This is a genomic window from Streptomyces cellostaticus (genome assembly GCF_001513965.1).
Lineage (GTDB): Bacteria > Actinomycetota > Actinomycetes > Streptomycetales > Streptomycetaceae > Streptomyces > Streptomyces cellostaticus.
Map to the genome: position 1 here is coordinate 232,888 of NZ_KQ948028.1, position 17,308 is coordinate 250,195.

A 17,308-nucleotide genomic window follows, 5' to 3' on the forward strand; every position below is an offset into this window, starting at 1 on the left:
TAACCTCGTCCCACCGCACATGCCAGTCGTAAGGAGCCCCCGTGACTCAGCGCACCCTCGTCCTGCTCAAGCCCGACGCCGTCCGGCGAGGCCTGACCGGCGAGATCATCAGCCGTATCGAGCGCAAGGCCGGCTGGCAGATCACCGCGCTGGAGCTGCGCACCCTGGACCAGGACACGCTGGAGCAGCACTACGGCGAGCACAAGGGCAAGCCCTTCTACGAGCCGCTGGTGGAGTTCATGGCCTCCGGTCCGGTCGTGGCGCTGATCGTCGAGGGCGAGCGGGTCATCGAGGGGCTGCGTGCCCTGGCCGGCCCGACCGACCCGATCGCGGCCGCCCCCGGCTCCATCCGTGGTGACTTCGGCGTGATCGTCCGGGAGAACCTGATCCACGCGTCCGACTCGGAGGAGTCCGCCGAGCGCGAGGTGAAGATCTTCTTCCCGGGCCTCGCCTGAGCCCACCCGGCGGATTTTCCGCGAATTTTTCTGACGGGGCGTCAGTCCTGCTCGGGGACCCTGACCTGGGACGGCCGTACGTTTTCGGCCGTCCCTTGGCATATGCGTTGCCGATCGGGGGAACGTGTGCCCCCGATGGGCCGTCTCCACAAGCGGGGCGGCGCGCCATCAGATGACAATGGCGAAGACCCTCGCGCAGTGTTCGTGCAGGCGCGTTTACGATGGAAGCCTTCACGTCACAGCACCCGCCTCGCCGTCCTGACGTGCCCTCAAAAGTTCGGGAAGGCCAGATGAATCCGGATGGGGAACTCAATGTCGTTCATCGGCCGTGACATGGCTGTCGACCTCGGGACCGCCAACACGCTGGTGTACGTCAGGGGTCGCGGAATCGTACTCAACGAGCCGTCCGTCGTCGCGATCAACACCAACACCGGTGGCATCCTCGCGGTCGGTGCCGAAGCGAAGAAGATGATCGGCCGGACGCCGGGCAACATCGTCGCCGTGCGTCCGCTGAAGGACGGCGTGATCGCCGACTTCGAGATCACCGAGCGGATGCTCCGCTACTTCATCCTGAAGATCCACAAGCGGCGGTATCTCGCCCGGCCGCGGGTCGTCGTCTGCGTGCCCTCGGGCATCACAGGCGTCGAGCGCCGCGCCGTCATCGAGGCGTCCTCCCAGGCCGGTGCCCGCCAGGTGCACATCATCGAGGAGCCCATGGCCGCGGCCATCGGCTCCGGCCTGCCGGTCCACGAGGCCACGGGCAACATGGTGGTGGACATCGGCGGCGGCACCACGGAGGTCGCCGTCATCTCGCTCGGCGGCATCGTCACCGCCCAGTCCATCCGCGTCGCGGGCGACGAACTGGACAACGCGATCATCCAGTACATCAAGAAGGAGTACAGCCTTCTGCTGGGTGAGCGGACGGCCGAGCAGATCAAGATCACGATCGGTTCGGCGTACGACCTCGACGCCGACGAGCACACCGAAGTCCGCGGCCGGGACCTGGTCTCCGGACTGCCGAAGACCGTCGTCATCTCGGCCGCCGAGGTCCGCAAGGCGATCGAGGAGCCGGTCAACGCGATCGTCGACGCGGTCAAGACGACCCTCGACAAGTGTCCGCCGGAGCTGTCCGGCGACATCATGGACAGGGGAATCGTTCTGACCGGCGGTGGAGCGCTGCTGCGCGGCCTGGACGAGCGGCTGCGCCGGGAGACCGGCATGCCGATCCACATCGCCGAGGACCCGCTGGACAGCGTCGCGCTCGGCTCCGGCAAGTGCGTCGAGGAGTTCGAGGCGCTCCAGCAGGTGCTGGACGCCCAGCCGCGCAGATGACGTATCTCTTCGATTCCGCCGTACGAGACGATCTCCTCTCGTACGGCGGATCGTTGATATCGAGGCATAAGCTCCCACACATGGGCCCCTTGGGCTTGCGCTTCGCGAGTGGCGCCTTCAGGGGTCCCCGAATTCCTACTGAGGAAGGGCACGGCCGCCGCACGTGAGGGACACGAAAGAGAGCCGGCTGCTCCTGGTCCTGCTGATCGCCATCGCGTTCGCGCTGATCACGGTGGACATCCGCGGGGGCCGGAACTCACCGGTCGAGGGTGCCCGGCAAGCCGCGGCCGCGGTGTTCGGCCCGATCGAGAACGGGCTGTCCTCGGCAGTCGACCCGGTCGGCAACGCCGTCTCCGCCATCCGTGACTCCGGCAGCCGCCACGACCGGCTCGCCGCACTGGAGAAGGAGAACGCGGCTCTCAAGGCGAAGCTCGGCAGCGACGACCGCAACCGCAGCCGCCTGAGTCAGCTCGACAGGATGCTGAAGATCGCCGGCGAGGGCCAGTACGGCATCAAGGGCGCCCAGGTCATCGCCATAGGGGCGGCGCAGGGCTTCTCCTGGACCATCACCATCGACGTCGGCGCGAACGACGGCATCAAGCGCGACATGACCGTGCTGAACGGCGACGGTCTGGTCGGCCGGGTCACGACCGTCGGCCCGGACACCTCCACCGTGCTCCTCGCCAACGACCCCGACTTCACCGTCGGCACCCGCATGGAGGGCGGCGACGAACTCGGCTTCGCCTCCGGGCAGGGCGACCGCCCGCTGCGCGTGGAACTCCTCAACGGCAAGGCCGAGGTGAAGAAGGGCGACCGGCTCGTCACCTTCGGCTCCCAGGCGGACAAGCCCTTCGTGCCCGGCGTGCCGGTCGGCGTGGTCTCCCGCGTCGACCCCTCCGGCGGCGGCCTCACCCGCACGCTGTACGTCACGCCGTACGTCGGCTTCACCAAGCTCGACCTCGTCGGCGTGGTCGTCGAGGCCCCGAAGAAGGACCCGCGCGACGAGGTCCTGCCGGCCAAGCCCAAGCCGATCCCGACGCCGACGGTGACCGTCACGGTCACCCCCTCGGCCAACGCACCCGCAGCCGGCCAGCAGCAGTAGGAGCTGAGTTTTTCCCATGCGTGTCAACCGGATCCTGCTCTCCAGCGCACTGGTCGTCGTCGCCCTGGTGATCCAGGTGAGCGTCCTCGCCCGGCTGCACCTGCCGGGCGCCGTCCCCGACCTGCTGCTGCTCACCGTCCTCGGCCTCGCCATGGTGTACGGCCATGTGGGCGGCGCCCTCGTCGGCTTCGGCGCCGGCCTGCTCGCCGACCTCGCCCCGCCCGCCGACCACGCGGCCGGCCGCTACGCGCTCGTGCTGTGCGTCATCGGCTACGGCGCCGGACTCATCAAGCCGGAGAACGGCCGCCTGAAGTCGGCGACCGGCCCGATGGCCGTCGTGGTCGCCGCCGCCGTCGGCTCCACGCTGCTGTACGCGGGCGTCGGCGCCCTGGTCGGCGACACCGCGGCCCGTCATGTCGGCCTGACCGGACTGCTGTTCTCGGCCGCCCTGTACGACCTGCTGCTCGCGCCCTTCGTGGTCCCCGGGATCATGTGGCTGGCCCGCCGCTCCGACAACGACCCGCTCGCCGAGACCAGCCCCGCCGCCAAGGCCGGTGACATCTCCTCGGGCTGGCTCTCCTCCGGCACCGGCCTGCGCATCGGCAGCCAGCGCGGCGGCCTCGGCGCCCTGAAGGCCAAGGCCCGCACCCGCTCGACCCGGGTCGGCCGCATCAAGGGGGTCAAGCGGCTGTGAGCGGGCTCAAGTTCACCCGAATGAGGAAGAACCGGCGGAACGTGGCCTCACAGGCTGGTCGTTCATCATGCGTACGCGCACACACGTCCGTGCACTGAGAGGGGGAAACAGCCGCAGTGACCAACATTCCCGAGACCGGACGGACCCCACGGGTCCAGATCCGGCTGGTCGTGATCCAGATCCTCGTCCTGTCCCTCCTCGGCACGCTCGGCGGCCGCCTGTGGTACCTCCAGATCCGGCAGGGCGCCGAGTACCAGAAGGAGGCCTCCGGCAACCACGTCCAGCAGGTCGTCGACCCCGCCGTGCGCGGCGACATCCTGGACGCCCGGGGCGTGCCGCTCGCCGACAACGAGACCCGCCTGGTCGTCTCCGCCTCCCGCACCGACCTGCTCAAGCAGAAGGACGACGGCAAGGCCGTCCTCGCCAAGCTGGCCGGCGTCCTCGGCATCAAGCCCGAGGAGGTCAGGCAGAAGGTCCGGCTGTGCGACGCCAAGACCCCCCAGCCCTGCTGGAACGGCTCGCCGTACCAGCCCATCCCGATCACCGACGAGGCCACCCCCAAGCAGGCCCTGCAGATCCGCGAGCGCGCCGAGGACTTCCCCGGCATCACCGCCGAGCCGGAGGCCGTGCGCCGCTACGCGGGCCCGGGCAAGTCCAACACCGCCCAGGTCCTCGGCTACCTCTCGCCGGTCACCGACGACGAGATCCAGAAGGCCAAGGACACCGACTCGCCCTACCTGCGCTCCGACATGGTCGGCCGCTCCGGCCTGGAGCGCCAGTACGACAAGGTCCTGCGCGGCAAGGCCGGCGTGACCCGCTACGAGGTGGACAACCTCGGACGGGTCATCGGCAAGGCCAAGTCGGACGCCGCCGAATCCGGTTCCAACCTGGTCACCAGCATCGACTCCCGGGTGCAGCGCGTCGCCGAGTACGAGCTGAACAAGGCCATGAAGAAGGCCCGCGAGCAGTTCGACAAGATCACCGGCGAGAACTACAAGGCCGACTCCGGTGCCGTCGTCGTGATGGAGGCCAAGACCGGCCGGATCGTCGCCATGTCCTCCGCACCGACCTACGACCCGAACGTATGGGTCGGCGGCATCTCCGCCAAGGACTACAAGCAGCTCACCGGCAAGGACAGCGACTACCCGCTGCTCAACAGGGCCATACAGGGTCAGGCCGCACCCGGCTCGACCTTCAAGGTGGTCTCCACGGCCGCCGCGGTCCAGGCCGGTTACGTCTGGGACGGCGGCTACCCGTGCACCAGCTCGTACTCGGTGGGCGGCCAGGTCTTCAAGAACTTCGAGGGCGAGAACTTCGGCCCGATCTCCCTCGGCCGGGCCCTGGAGGTCTCCTGCGACACCGTCTTCTACGGCCTCGCGGACAGGGAGTGGAAGCGGGACGGCGGCATCAACCCCAAGAAGGGCCGGCCCAAGGACTACTTCTTCAAGACCGCCCACCAGTTCGGCCTCGGCAAGGAGACCGGCATCGACCTGCCCAACGAGGTCACCGGCCGCGTCCCCGACCGCCAGTGGAAGCTGGACTACTGGAAGGCCAACAAGGACGCCTGGTGCAAGTCCGGCAAGAAGGACGGCTCCTACGTCGAGAAGATCGCGTACGAGAACTGCCTCGAGGGCAACAAGATGCGCGAGGGTGACGAGATCAACTACTCCATCGGCCAGGGCGACACCCTCGTCACCCCGATCCAGGAGGCCGTGATCTACGGCGCCGTCTCCAACGGCGGCACCATGTACCAGCCGACCATCGGCAAGGCGGTCATCAGCCCGGACGGCAGGACCGTCACGCCGATCAAGCCGAAGAAGTCCGGGAAGCTGCCGGTCAGCCAGGCCACCCTCAAGGGCATGAACGACGCCTTCGCGGGCGTCATCACCCGCGGTACCGCCGCCTGGAAGTTCGGCGGCTGGCCCCAGAACAAGATCCCGCTGCACGCCAAGACCGGTACCGCCGAGGTCTACGGCAAGCAGACCACGTCCTGGCTGGCCACCTACTCCAAGGACTACACGGTGATCATGACGATCGCCCAGGCCGGTACGGGTTCCGGAGCCTCCGGTGAGGCCGTGCGCAACATCTACAGCGCGCTCTACGGCGTCCAGGGCGACGGCTCCATCGACAAGAAGAAGGCGCTGCTGCCCGAGCCGGAGAAGGGCCTGCCCAAGGTCCGCACGGACGGCACGATCGCCGCCCCGAAGATCACCGGCGACCCGGGCAAGGACGCCGAGGCCTCCCAGCAGGACAACCCCACCAACGGGGACAACCAGCAACCCGCCACCTCACCGTCGCCCACCACGCGCAACCGCACCACCCGCAGGCGGCCGCGCCTGAAGGGAAGCCGGAGGATGCTCACATGACCGGCGCCAACAGCTTCTCCGTCTCCGGGTACGGCCCCGAGCGGGCCGGCTGGACCAGGATCTTCGCCCGCGACTCCATGGCCCGCCGGCTCGACTGGCCGATGCTGCTCGCGGCCGTCGCGCTGTCGCTGATCGGCTCCCTGCTGGTGTACTCGGCCACCCGCAACCGCAACGAGATCAACCAGGGCGACCCGTACTACTTCCTGCTCCGGCACATCATGAACACCGGCATCGGGCTCACCCTGATGATCGGCACGGTCTGGCTCGGCCACCGCGCCCTGCGCAACGCCGTGCCGATCCTCTACGGCCTGTCGGTCTTCGGCATCCTCGCCGTGCTCACCCCGCTCGGCTCCACCGTCAACGGCGCGCACTCCTGGATCGTGCTCGGCGGCGGCTTCTCGCTCCAGCCGTCCGAGTTCGTGAAGATCACGATCATCCTGGGCATGGCGATGCTGCTCGCGACCCGGGTCGACGCCGGCGACAAGAAGTACCCCGACCACCGCACGGTGGTGCAGTCCCTGGGGCTGGCCGCCGTACCGATCCTGATCGTGCTGCTCATGCCCGACCTCGGGTCGGTCATGGTCATGGTGATCATCATCCTGGGCGTGCTGCTCGCCTCCGGGGCCTCCAACCGCTGGGTCTTCGGCCTGATCGCCGCGGGCGCCATCGGCGCGATCGCCGTCTGGCAGCTGCACATCCTGGACACCTACCAGATCAACCGCTTCGCGGCCTTCGCCAACCCGGACCTGGACCCCGCGGGCGTCGGCTACAACACCAACCAGGCCCGCATCGCCATCGGCTCCGGCGGTCTGACCGGCGCGGGCCTGTTCCACGGCTCGCAGACCACCGGCCAGTTCGTGCCCGAGCAGCAGACGGACTTCGTCTTCACGGTCGCGGGGGAGGAGCTGGGCTTCCTCGGCGCGGGCCTGATCATCTTCCTGCTGGGCGTGGTCCTGTGGCGGGCCTGCCGCATCGCCCGCGACTCGACCGAGCTGTACGGCACGATCGTCGCCGCCGGCATCGTCGCCTGGTTCGCCTTCCAGGCCTTCGAGAACGTCGGCATGACCCTCGGCATCATGCCGGTCACCGGCCTGCCCCTGCCGTTCGTGTCGTACGGCGGCTCGTCGATGTTCGCGGTGTGGGTGGCGGTGGGACTGCTCCAGTCGATCAAGGTGCAGCGGCCGATGTCCGCATGAGGGCGTTCACCGGGTGAATGACGGGAGTTTTCCCGTCATTCACCCGAGATGGCCCCTGCCCTCCCGACCCGTCTGCCACTAGATTCGGTTCATGGCGGATACGAAGCGCGAGATCGAGCGCAAGTACGAATCCGACGACAGCGGGCTGCCCGACCTGACCTGCGTGGGCGGGGTGGCGGACGTCCTCGACAAGGGCCTGGTCGAGCTGGACGCCACCTACTACGACACCGCCGACCAGCGCCTCGCCGCCGCCGCCCTCACCCTGCGCCGCCGCACCGGAGGCTCGGACGCCGGCTGGCACCTGAAGTTCCCGGTCGCCCCCGGGGTCCGCGACGAGATCAGAGCACCACTGTCCGACTCCGTCCCCGACGAGATCGCCGCACTGGTCCGCTCCCGGGTCCGCTGCGCCGAGCTGGTCCCCGTCGTCCGGCTCCGCTCCGCCCGCGACGTACGCCACCTCGTCGACGCCGACGGCGCCCTGCTGGCCGAGGCGAGCGTCGACACCGTGACCGCCGAGCGGCTCACCAGCAAGGGCGGGAGCGCCCAGTGGACCGAGATCGAGGTGGAACTGGCGGACGACGGCGACCCGGCCTTCCTCGACAAGGTCGAGAAACGGCTCCGCAAGGCGGGCGTACGGCCCTCGAAGTCGCCGTCCAAGCTGGCCCGGGCACTGGAACAGACCGGCGGCCGGCGGCCCGGCTCCGGGCGGAGCGCGAAGCCCGTGACGGCCGGCGACCACGTCCTCGCCTACGTCCGCGAACAGCGCGAGGCGATCCTCGGATACGACCCGGGCGTCCGCCGGGACGTACCGGACTCCGTCCACCAGATGCGGGTGGCCACCCGCCGTATGCGCAGCACCTTCCGCACCTTCGGCACGGTCCTCGACCCCGCCGTCACCGACCCGGTCGCCGCCGAGCTGAAGTGGCTGGCCGGCGAGCTGGGCGTGGGCCGCGACCAGGAGGTGCTGTCCGAGCGCCTCATCACGGTCCTCGACAGCATCCCCTCCGCCCTGGTCTCCGGACCCGTACACGAACGGCTCACCACCTGGGCGAGCGCCAGGCACGGCAGCGCCCGCAGCCACCTCATCGCGATACTGGACTCCGCCCGCTACCTGGCCCTGCTCGACACCCTGGACGCCGTCCTCGCCGACCCGCCGCTGCTCGAGAAGGCCGCCGGGAAGCCGGAGAAGGTGATCGCCAAGGCCGTACGCAAGGACCTCGCGAAGGTCTCCCGCCTGGTCACCGGAGCCCTGGACCAGCCGCCCGGCGAGGAGCGCGACGTCGCCATCCACGAGGCCCGCAAGAAGGCCAAGCGCACCCGGTACGCGAGCGAGGCGGCCGTCCCCGCCCTCGGCGGCCCCGCACGCTCCCTGGCCAAGTCCATGAAGTCCCTGACCAGCCTGCTCGGCGAACATCAGGACAGCGTCATGGCCCGCCACACCCTGCGTGAGCTGTCCGCGGTGGCACATGCGGCGGGGGAGAGCGCCTTCACGTACGGCCTGCTGTACGGGCGCGAGGAACAGCGGGCGGCGGCCGTGGAGGCGGAGCTGCCCGGACTGTGGCGGGAGATCACTTCCGGGGCGTCCGTCTGAGCGTACGGGGGAGGCCTCCGCCCGGGTTACGCTTGATGGTCACCCCTGTCAGCTCACGAAGGTTCCCCCGATGTCTGTCGAGTCGGTGTTCCCGCAGCTCGAAGCCCTGCTCCCGCATGTGCAGAAGCCGATCCAGTACGTCGGCGGAGAGCTCAACTCCACGGTCAAGAACTGGGACGAGTGCGACGTCCGCTGGGCGCTCATGTACCCGGACGCGTACGAGGTCGGTCTGCCCAACCAGGGCGTCATGATCCTCTACGAGGTCCTCAACGAGCAGGAGGGCGTCCTCGCCGAGCGCACCTACAGCGTGTGGCCGGACCTGGAGGCGCTGATGCGGGAGCACGCCGTCCCGCAGTTCACCGTGGACAGCCACCGCCCGGTGAAGGCCTTCGACGTGTTCGGCCTGTCCTTCTCCACGGAGCTGGGCTACACGAACATGCTGGCCGCCCTGGACCTCGCGGGCATCCCCCTGGAGTCCAAGGACCGCACGCTCGACGACCCGATCGTCCTGGCCGGCGGCCACGCGGCGTTCAACCCGGAGCCGATCGCGGACTTCATCGACGCGGCGATCATCGGTGACGGCGAGCAGGCCGTGCTCGACATGACGAAGATCATCCGCGAGTGGAAGGCCGAGGGCCGCCCCGGCGGCCGCGAGGAGGTCCTCTTCCGCCTGGCGAAGACGGGCGCGGTGTACATCCCGGCGTTCTACGACGTCGAGTACCTCGCCGACGGCCGTATCGCCCGCGTGGTCCCCAACAAGTCGGGCGTCCCGTGGCGGGTCAGCAAGCACACCGTCATGGACCTGGACGAGTGGCCGTACCCCAAGCAGCCGCTCGTCCCCCTGGCCGAGACGGTCCACGAGCGCATGTCGGTCGAGATCTTCCGCGGCTGCACCCGCGGCTGCCGCTTCTGCCAGGCAGGCATGATCACCCGCCCGGTGCGCGAGCGCTCGATCACGGGCATCGGCGAGATGGTCGACAAGGGCCTGAAGGCGACCGGCTTCGAAGAGGTGGGTCTTCTTTCGCTGTCGAGTGCGGACCACTCGGAGATCGGCGACATCGCCAAGGGCCTGGCGGACCGCTACGAGGAAGACAAGATCGGCCTCTCGCTCCCCTCCACCCGCGTGGACGCCTTCAACGTCGACCTGGCGAACGAGCTGACGCGCAACGGCCGCCGTTCGGGCCTGACCTTCGCCCCCGAGGGCGGCTCGGAGCGCATGCGCAAGGTCATCAACAAGATGGTCTCGGAAGAGGACCTGATCAGGACGGTCTCGACGGCCTACGGCAACGGCTGGCGCCAGGTGAAGCTGTACTTCATGTGCGGCCTCCCCACCGAGACCGACGACGACGTCCTCCAGATCGCCGACATGGCGATGCACGTCATCCAGAAGGGCCGCGAGGTGTCGAAGTCGAACGACATCCGCTGCACGGTCTCGATCGGCGGCTTCGTCCCGAAGCCCCACACCCCCTTCCAGTGGGCCCCGCAGCTCTCGGCCGAGGAGACGGACGCCCGCCTCGAGAAGCTCCGCGACAAGATCCGCGGCGACAAGAAGTACGGCCGCTCGATCGGCTTCCGCTACCACGACGGCAAGCCCGGCATCGTCGAGGGCCTCCTCTCCCGCGGCGACCGCCGCACCGGCGCGGTCATCCGCGCGGTCTACGACGACGGCGGCCGCTTCGACGGCTGGCGCGAGCACTTCTCCTACGACCGCTGGATGGCCTGCGCGGACAAGGCGCTGGCCCCCTTCGGCGTGGACGTCGACTGGTACACGACCCGCGAGCGCACGTACGAGGAAGTCCTCCCCTGGGACCACCTGGACTCCGGCCTCGACAAGGACTGGCTCTGGGAGGACTGGCAGGACGCCCTCGACGAGACCGAGGTCGAGGACTGCCGCTGGACTCCGTGCTTCGACTGCGGTGTGTGCCCGCAGATGGATACGGCCATACAAATCGGCCCGACCGGCAAGAAGTTGCTGCCGCTGACGGTCAAGAACGCTGGTCCGACGCCAGCCGCGAGCGGTCACTCTCACTGACGTGAGCGGGGCACTCGATCGGGTGATTGAGGCGCTGGCGGGGGTGAGCGAGGAGGAGGTGGCGGCTGCGCTTGCCGTGGTCGGCGCTTCGCGCGCTCGTCCGCCGACGTCGCCGGTCGCCTCCCGGACGCCGCTGCCGAGCCCTGGAGGGGCTTCGGAGATCCGTTCAGAGGTGGAGTGGGTCTGAGCTCTTGCCCCACTGAAAGCGTCCGTCGGCTTTTGAGCCCCCTCTCGATTGGGAGGGGGCTCAATGGCATCCCGGGGCAGTCGGGGCCTCGCGGCTGATGCGGTCGTATTCGTGTTCCAGGGGCGGGGGCCTGCGGGAACGGGGATTCCAGTTGCCTATGGCACGTTGATATGCGAGACCGTAATCGGCTGGATACAGTCGGTTCGTTACTCGTGGTTGTGTGTGGTAGCCAGGGTTTGGTCGGTGGTGGCGATTTCAGCGTTTTGTACTCACAGGGCGTTGTTTGTTCCTACGCTTAGCTGCCGACACGGTCGAGTGACGCACAGTTTAGGGGTGGGCATGAGTGCGGAAATTGTCCAGCTGATGGAGCAGGCCGGGCCGTATCTGACGGCGGCACTGGGCGCATACGGAGCCGCTGTGCTCGGCCGGGCCGAAGATGCTGCGGCCGATGCCACCGCGAGCGTCGGGCGGCGGCTTCTGCGGGCGGTGTGGCTCCGCCGCGATATGCAGGGGCGTGCTGAGCTGGAGGTCGCGGTGCAGGATGCCGTAGACGAGCCCGATGGCGCGGATGCGGTGGGGGCGTTGCGACAGCAGATCAAGCGGGCGCTGCGGGAAGACGCCGAGCTACTGCGTGAGGTCGTGGCCTTCCTGCCCGCTGTCGGTGCGACGTCGGTTACGGCCTCCGGAGCCGGGGCAGTCGCGGCGGGCGGGAACATTGGAGTGGCGATCACGGGCAACAAGGCCACTTACCGTCGGCCATGAGCCTGCGGGATGCTGGACGGGCCGAGAGGGTCGCGGCCTCCGGAGCCGGGGCAGTCGCGGCCGGAGGAGACATCGGGGTGGCGATTACCGGCAGCGACATCCGGGTGGTGGTGTTGCCGCCAAGCGCGGTGCGCTGGGCACAAGAGGTGGACGCGCCGCCGGGTGCGTCGAATCTGCCGGCGTCGGCGACTGGGGTGTTCGTCGGTCGGGAGGAGGAGCTCAAGCGGCTGCGTGCGTTGTTGGCCGAAGATGGTGAGGCCGCTGTAACGCAGGTTTCCTCGCGGGCCCAGGCCATCCACGGCCTGGGCGGGATCGGCAAGAGTGCGCTAGCCCTTCACTATGCCCACCAGTACCGGCGTAGCTACACATTGGTGTGGTGGATCCCTGCCGAGTCGAGCGAACAGATCGTTGCCGGGCTTGCCTCGCTGGCGGTGCGGTTGTGCCCACAATGGGCGTCATCGGCGGATGCTGAGCAGCAGGCGGCGTGGGCGATGCTGTGGTTGCAGTGGCATCCAGGCTGGCTGCTGGTCTTCGACAATGTTGAGGACCCGAAGGACCTGCACCACTATCTCGGGGCTCTTTCGGATGGCCATCATCTTGTCACCAGCCGTAAGGCGACCGGCTGGCAGGCTACCGCCCCTACCCTGGCAGTGGGCCTGCTGGAGCCAGCTGCCGCGGTGCAGCTGCTGTGCACGCTCGCTTTCGGGGAAGGACACACTCCTGACGCGGAACAGATTCGCCACGCTGAGGACTTGGTGGCGGAGCTGGGATATCTACCCCTGGCGCTAGAACAGGCAGGAGCTTACCTATATCAGACTGGCACCGACCTGGGTGTCTTCCGAAAGATGCTGGGCAGGGTGCTGGACGCGGCGGCTGATGGTATTGATCCGGAACGCACCATTGCCCGGGTGTGGGAGCATACGCTGATCGCGATCGAGGCTCGCGACCCGCTGGCGCTCATCGTGCTGTACGCCCTGGCTTGGTTCGCCCCGGACGACATCCCCCGTTCCCTGCTCGCCACGTTGGTCCCGGATGCGGCTGGGCTAGGCAACGTACTGGGGGCGTTGCACGCCTACAACCTGATCGCTTTCACCGCCGACCGGCAGGGCATCACCATTCACCGCCTTGTGCAGACTGTGCTGCGTACCCGTACGGCCACGGAACCTGGTACCTACCCTGCTGGCCGGCAGGAGGCTGAACAGGCCGTGAGGCAGGCCATCCCGGAGCAGGACGCCTCAGTGGGCCATAGTGCCCAGTGGGAGCGACTTCTGCCCCACATCGGCGCATTAGCTGTGTCCGCACCAGAGCACAGCCCGGCGTCCGTCGACACGGCCTTCATCTATCACGCCGCTGCGCAGTACCTGCGGCAGCAGGGGCGCGACGCCCATACCATCCAGCTCTGCTCTGCCGCTTTGATCCAATGTGAAAGGGCATTGGGCGATGCTCATCCCGATACTTTGGCAAGCCGTAACAACCTTGCGAGCGCCTACCGGGCTGCGGGGGACTTCGGGCGGGCGATTTCGTTGTTTGAGGCCACGCTTGTTCAGTGCGAGAAAGTGTCGGGAGACGCCCACCCCAAGACCCTGCAAAGCCGTAACAATCTCGCTGGCGCCTACTATGAGGCGGGTGAACTGAGACGGGCGATTTCGTTGTATGAGGCCACGCTTGCCCAGTGTGAGAAGGTGTTGGGTGGTGTTCATCCCGATACTCTGGCAAGCCGTAACAACCTAGCCAGTGCCTACCAGGCGGCGGGGGATTTGAGGCGGGCGATTCCGCTGATGGAGGCCACGCATGCCCAGTGCGCGCAGGTGTTGGGCGACACGCACCTTGGCACTCTGGCCAGCTGTAGCAACCTGGCGCTTGCCTACTGGGCGGTGGGGGATTTAACGCGGGCGATTCCGCTGATGAAGGCTACCCGCGCGCAATACGAGAAGGTGTTGGGAGATGCCCACCCCGACACCTTGCAAAGCCGGAACAATCTTGCCATTGCCTACCAGGCGGTGGGGGATTTGGAACAGGCGATTCTGCTGTTCGAAGCCATCCTTGCTCAGCGCGAGCAGGTGTTGGGCGACGCTCACCCCCATACTCTGATCAGTCGTAACAACCTCGCGTACTCCTACCACATGGCGGGTGATTTGGAGCGGGCGATTCCGTTGTTCGAGGTCACGCTTGCCCGGCGCGAGCAGGTGTTGGGAGACGCTCATCCCGATACGCTGATCAGCCGAAATAACCTCGCCCTTGCTTACCTTGCGGCGGGTGATTTAGAACGGGCAGTTCCGCTGTTCGAGGCCACGCTTGCCCAGCGCGAGCAGGTGTTGGGCGGTGTTCACCCTGATACCTTGTCTAGCCGCAACAACCTAGCCGGTGCCTACCAGTCGATGGGTGATTTGGAGCAGGCGATTTCGTTGTTCGAGGTCACACTCGCCCAGCGAGAGTACGTTTCGGGCGAGAATCATCCCGGTACTATGACCAGTCGTAACAACCTCGCGTACTCCTACCACATGGCGGGTGATTTGGAGCGGGCGATTCGGCTGTATGAGGCCACCCTCGTTCAACGCGAGCAGGTGTTGGGTGATGTCCACCCCGACACTCTACAAAGCCGTAACAACCTTGCCCTCGCGTACCAAGCCGTGGGTGATTTGGAGCGGGCAATTCCTCTATTCGAGGCCACGCTTGCCCAGTGCGAGCAGGTGCTGTGCGCCACTCACCCCTACACCCTGACAGCTCGTAGTAATCTCGCCCATGTGCGCAAACCATGACAAGAGCGGCGTCGCTTACATCACGACTGACGCCGTGAAAACTTCCTAGCCTTCCAATCGAAGCTCGGGGAGGCGGTAGATGCGCTTGATGAGCTGATGTAGGCCCTTCGAGATGGAGAACCTCTGAGCGAGGTGTGCGGATGCACTACCGGCCGAAGGATTGCAGCAGCAGTACAGCAGTGGAGTACAGCGACCTCCACCACCGGCAGCTAGTGCGAGTGGCCGTCATCCTTTCTCTCCGGCAGACTGCGAGTGATGATCTTTGTTCTGCTGAATCTCACCGGGTGAAGCCTGTTCAGGTTTGACCTTACCCAGAATGCCCACCTTACCCTTATCTTCGACTTCCAGGAATTCATGCATGCGTGTACCAGTTGCAAGAATTTCCTTCGCGATAAGTACTAGTAGTTCCTCTCTGTGTTCCTCGCTCAGTCGACTGGTGATGCGCTCGGCGGTTAGGAAGTAGTTGTTCAAAACTGGCTGGTTGAAATACTGATTCAGTTGCCTTATCGAGCGATCATAGACGTTGATGTAAGTTCGGCCGAGGTATCCCGTAAGGGCTGCACTGACGGCGGCCAGGGACCCAAGGAAAAGCCGATCACCGCTCGAAGTCTTCGCGAACGAAGCAACCAATGTTGCCACGATTACGCAGAGGCCGATTGCCATGGCTGTCAAGGCGGCACGAAACGACTTATTGGCTTGCCGTGTCGCGATCTCGTGATATTGATCCAATAGTACGCGGTTAAAGTTGATAAGGCTCGGCAATTCGACACGCTCCCGGAGTCGGTCGGCTGCTGTCTCAAGCCTTTGGAGCTCCCTCCTCCGCTCCCGCTCGCGCCGCTTCAGCAACATGATCATTGCAATGAACCCAGCGGCGATTGCCGCTGCGGCTACTGCTAGAACGAGCTGCCATAGCCATGGCGGCCCCTTCGAACTCTTCTTGTTTCCGACCCAGGAGATGATGATCAGAATGAGTAGGATAGTGCCGAGCCAGTTCGCTATTTTTCCCCCAGTTCCGGAGCCAGTGTCGGATGGGGTCTCTTGCTCCTCCGGCTTCGACTCTTGCTGCTCGGTCGGCTCTTGGCTGTCGAGCTTCGGCTCTCGGTCCTTGACCACCTCTGCTTGACTAGGTTCGACTGCCGCACCAATCCGCTTGTTCGTTGCGGGATCCTCGGGCTCGTTAGAGTCACTGCTCATGTTGGATCACCCTGAATTCATGGGCCACTCTGAGCGCGGCATAGGAGAACGCCAGCTCCCAGGCTTTTCGCCAGAGTCTCCAATAGCATTAAATGCCTTTCATTGAGGCTTTCAGGTCCTGGAGCGTCCAAAGCCAATACGCCAAAGAGTGTGCTTCCGGAGTGCACTGGATACATAGCGAAGGATTTAAACTGGCTATCAGGCGGCTAGGAAGCCGCACTTTTGGTGAGGTCGGCCTCTAGGAAGCCTCTTCCTTGCTTCGCGTGATTTATAATGAGGCGTCCGTAATTTGTTCGCGTCGTTAGATCGTCCGGACTCTCGGAGCCCGCTGAGTGCTGTGCTGCACATCGAAGAGCTCGGGATGTGAAGTCGTAGTAGGAAGCGCGTACGCCTAGCACATCGCGGGCGCCATGAGTGGCCGAGGTTACAGCTTTTCCCTTAAGTGCCTCTTCGCGATTTGTTCTCAATGATGGAGCCAGTCCACCGATAAGGTGTATGTATTGGGCGACAGGAAGCACGACTTCCTTAATGGCTTGGTGTGTTCTTTCCTGCGCAAACTGCTCTTGCTGAGATCGCAGGCGAGCATTCTCGGCTTCCTGGCTCTTTTGCTCACGGATCGGCAACCACACGGCAAACCCTGCCGATACGGCACCGCCAATCGTGATTAGCCATTTCACCCAAGTGGCCCAATGATTGTCTCCAGCTAAGATCTGGAGGACGTACGCTACTGCGGAGAGAAAGCCGGAGAGCGCTGTAAACTTCTGCCATCGAACCCATGAGGCAGGTTTCCACCAAGGCATAAGACCATCGACCTTCTGATGGATATTGTGGCTTTCAAGACCTTTGTTTCACTCTTTCTTGCTAGACGTAGGATCAGCTGGAGGCTGGTATGGCGAGATTGAAGGTGCGTCACTCTTCTTGCCTTAAGAGGCTCTTCTCTTGCCTTAAGAGGCTCTTCCAGTCCCTCATGCCCGCTGAGCGAAAAGCGAGCTTTGATGGGCCAACAGAGTGAGAGGCAGGGCAGTCTGCGTCCCACCGCCGGGCGATCGGCAAGTGGGCTGTCCCCGCCGCCAACAGGTACGCCAGATCTGGAGGACTGCAGAAGGGGCGGTATCGTCCCGCGCTACGAGTCCTCGGTACGGTCGTAGTCGTATCCGGCGGGCGCGGGTTGGTCACCCATGGGCGTGCGCCGGTTGATCGCGCGCGACTAGGGGAGCTGGTACGGGCATGGCGGTTGACGCTGCTCGATCGGAAGACGGGTTCACGTCGGCGAGGGCTACGCGGGTGATGACTGCCGCGTGCCGGGCTGCGGGGCTCGATGACAGAGGCGCGGAGCTGATCCGTCTCGGGGAGAACGCGCTGTTTCGGCTGGCTTCGGCGCCGGTGATCGTGCGCGTGGCGCGGGGCGAGGAGTGGCTGCCGAAGGCCCGAGTGGAAGTCGCAGTCTCCCGCTGGCTGACCCGTGAGGGTTTCCCGGCCACACGAATCATCGAGGATCTTGAGCAGCCGCTCTTGGTTGACGGCCATCCGGTGACCTTCTGGCATCTGATCGTGGAGGGGGACCGGAAGGCAACCTACGGGGAGTTGGGCGGCATCCTTCGGGATCTGCACTCCATGACGGTGCCGGCGGGGCTAGAA

12 protein-coding genes and 1 pseudogene are annotated in these 17,308 nt (G+C 66.1%); 11 read left to right on the forward strand and 2 right to left on the reverse strand.

Annotated elements, in window-relative coordinates; translation table 11 throughout:
• Positions 1-41 precede the first annotated feature (41 nt).
• From ndk to AQI88_RS25845, 10 genes are all read left to right on the forward strand, one after another.
• Positions 42-455, forward strand: a complete 414-nt coding sequence (gene ndk, locus AQI88_RS25800; RefSeq protein ID WP_067003567.1) for a nucleoside-diphosphate kinase — start codon at positions 42-44, stop codon at positions 453-455.
• 312 nt (positions 456-767) lie between these two features.
• A complete protein-coding gene (locus AQI88_RS25805; protein ID WP_031158632.1) occupies positions 768-1,787 on the forward strand; it encodes a rod shape-determining protein in 1,020 nt (339 codons plus the stop codon).
• 163 nt (positions 1,788-1,950) lie between these two features.
• Complete coding sequence (gene mreC / locus AQI88_RS25810) at positions 1,951-2,889, forward strand: rod shape-determining protein MreC (protein ID WP_067003569.1); 939 nt, start codon at positions 1,951-1,953, stop codon at positions 2,887-2,889.
• 16 nt (positions 2,890-2,905) lie between these two features.
• Positions 2,906-3,583 (forward strand): rod shape-determining protein MreD, encoded by a 678-nt coding sequence (gene mreD / locus AQI88_RS25815; protein WP_067003571.1) that lies wholly within the window; start codon positions 2,906-2,908, stop codon positions 3,581-3,583.
• Between the two features lie 116 nt (positions 3,584-3,699).
• On the forward strand, positions 3,700-5,949 hold the full coding sequence (gene mrdA, locus AQI88_RS25820) for a penicillin-binding protein 2 (RefSeq protein ID WP_067003574.1): 2,250 nt from the start codon (positions 3,700-3,702) through the stop codon (positions 5,947-5,949).
• Entirely contained in the window at positions 5,946-7,145 is a 1,200-nt protein-coding gene (gene rodA / locus AQI88_RS25825) for a rod shape-determining protein RodA (RefSeq protein ID WP_067003576.1), read from the forward strand. Before mrdA ends, rodA begins: the two co-directional genes overlap by 4 nt.
• 91 nt (positions 7,146-7,236) lie before the next feature.
• Positions 7,237-8,736 (forward strand): CYTH and CHAD domain-containing protein, encoded by a 1,500-nt coding sequence (locus AQI88_RS25830; protein WP_067003578.1) that lies wholly within the window; start codon positions 7,237-7,239, stop codon positions 8,734-8,736.
• A 70-nt stretch (positions 8,737-8,806) separates the two neighbouring features.
• On the forward strand, positions 8,807-10,768 hold the full coding sequence (locus tag AQI88_RS25835) for a TIGR03960 family B12-binding radical SAM protein (protein WP_067003580.1): 1,962 nt from the start codon (positions 8,807-8,809) through the stop codon (positions 10,766-10,768).
• 526 nt (positions 10,769-11,294) lie between these two features.
• Positions 11,295-11,717 carry a hypothetical protein gene (locus AQI88_RS25840; RefSeq protein ID WP_067003630.1) on the forward strand — a complete coding sequence of 141 codons (423 nt, stop codon included), beginning with the start codon at positions 11,295-11,297 and terminating at the stop codon, positions 11,715-11,717.
• Positions 11,718-11,794: 77 nt separating this feature from the next.
• The gene (locus tag AQI88_RS25845) at positions 11,795-14,476 is read left to right on the forward strand and encodes a tetratricopeptide repeat protein (protein ID WP_067003582.1); all 2,682 of its coding nucleotides are present in this window, start codon (positions 11,795-11,797) and stop codon (positions 14,474-14,476) included.
• A 225-nt stretch (positions 14,477-14,701) separates the two neighbouring features.
• Here the strand turns inward: AQI88_RS25845 and AQI88_RS46070 are convergent, their stop codons facing one another.
• Together AQI88_RS46070 and AQI88_RS49110 are read right to left on the reverse strand one after the other, a co-directional pair.
• Positions 14,702-15,670 carry a TRADD-N-associated membrane domain-containing protein gene (locus AQI88_RS46070; protein ID WP_159050392.1) on the reverse strand — a complete coding sequence of 323 codons (969 nt, stop codon included), beginning with the start codon at positions 15,668-15,670 and terminating at the stop codon, positions 14,702-14,704.
• 17 nt (positions 15,671-15,687) lie between these two features.
• Positions 15,688-15,855 (reverse strand): annotated as a pseudogene (locus tag AQI88_RS49110) (GAF domain-containing protein); the annotation flags it as partial.
• A gap of 1,042 nt (positions 15,856-16,897) precedes the next feature.
• Here AQI88_RS49110 and AQI88_RS25850 point away from each other — a divergent pair.
• Positions 16,898-17,308: aminoglycoside phosphotransferase family protein (locus tag AQI88_RS25850; RefSeq protein WP_244184303.1), on the forward strand; the 411-nt coding region annotated here is incomplete at its 3' end.

Coding starts and splice junctions, on each gene's coding strand:
- AQI88_RS25835 (WP_067003580.1), top strand. CDS start 8,807: ATGTCTGTCGAGTCGGTGTTCCCGCAGCTCGAAGCCCTGCTCCCGCAT.
- mreD (WP_067003571.1), top strand. CDS start 2,906: ATGCGTGTCAACCGGATCCTGCTCTCCAGCGCACTGGTCGTCGTCGCC.
- AQI88_RS25805 (WP_031158632.1), top strand. CDS start 768: ATGTCGTTCATCGGCCGTGACATGGCTGTCGACCTCGGGACCGCCAAC.
- AQI88_RS46070 (WP_159050392.1), bottom strand. CDS start 15,670: ATGAGCAGTGACTCTAACGAGCCCGAGGATCCCGCAACGAACAAGCGG.
- AQI88_RS25830 (WP_067003578.1), top strand. CDS start 7,237: ATGGCGGATACGAAGCGCGAGATCGAGCGCAAGTACGAATCCGACGAC.
- rodA (WP_067003576.1), top strand. CDS start 5,946: ATGACCGGCGCCAACAGCTTCTCCGTCTCCGGGTACGGCCCCGAGCGG.
- AQI88_RS25840 (WP_067003630.1), top strand. CDS start 11,295: ATGAGTGCGGAAATTGTCCAGCTGATGGAGCAGGCCGGGCCGTATCTG.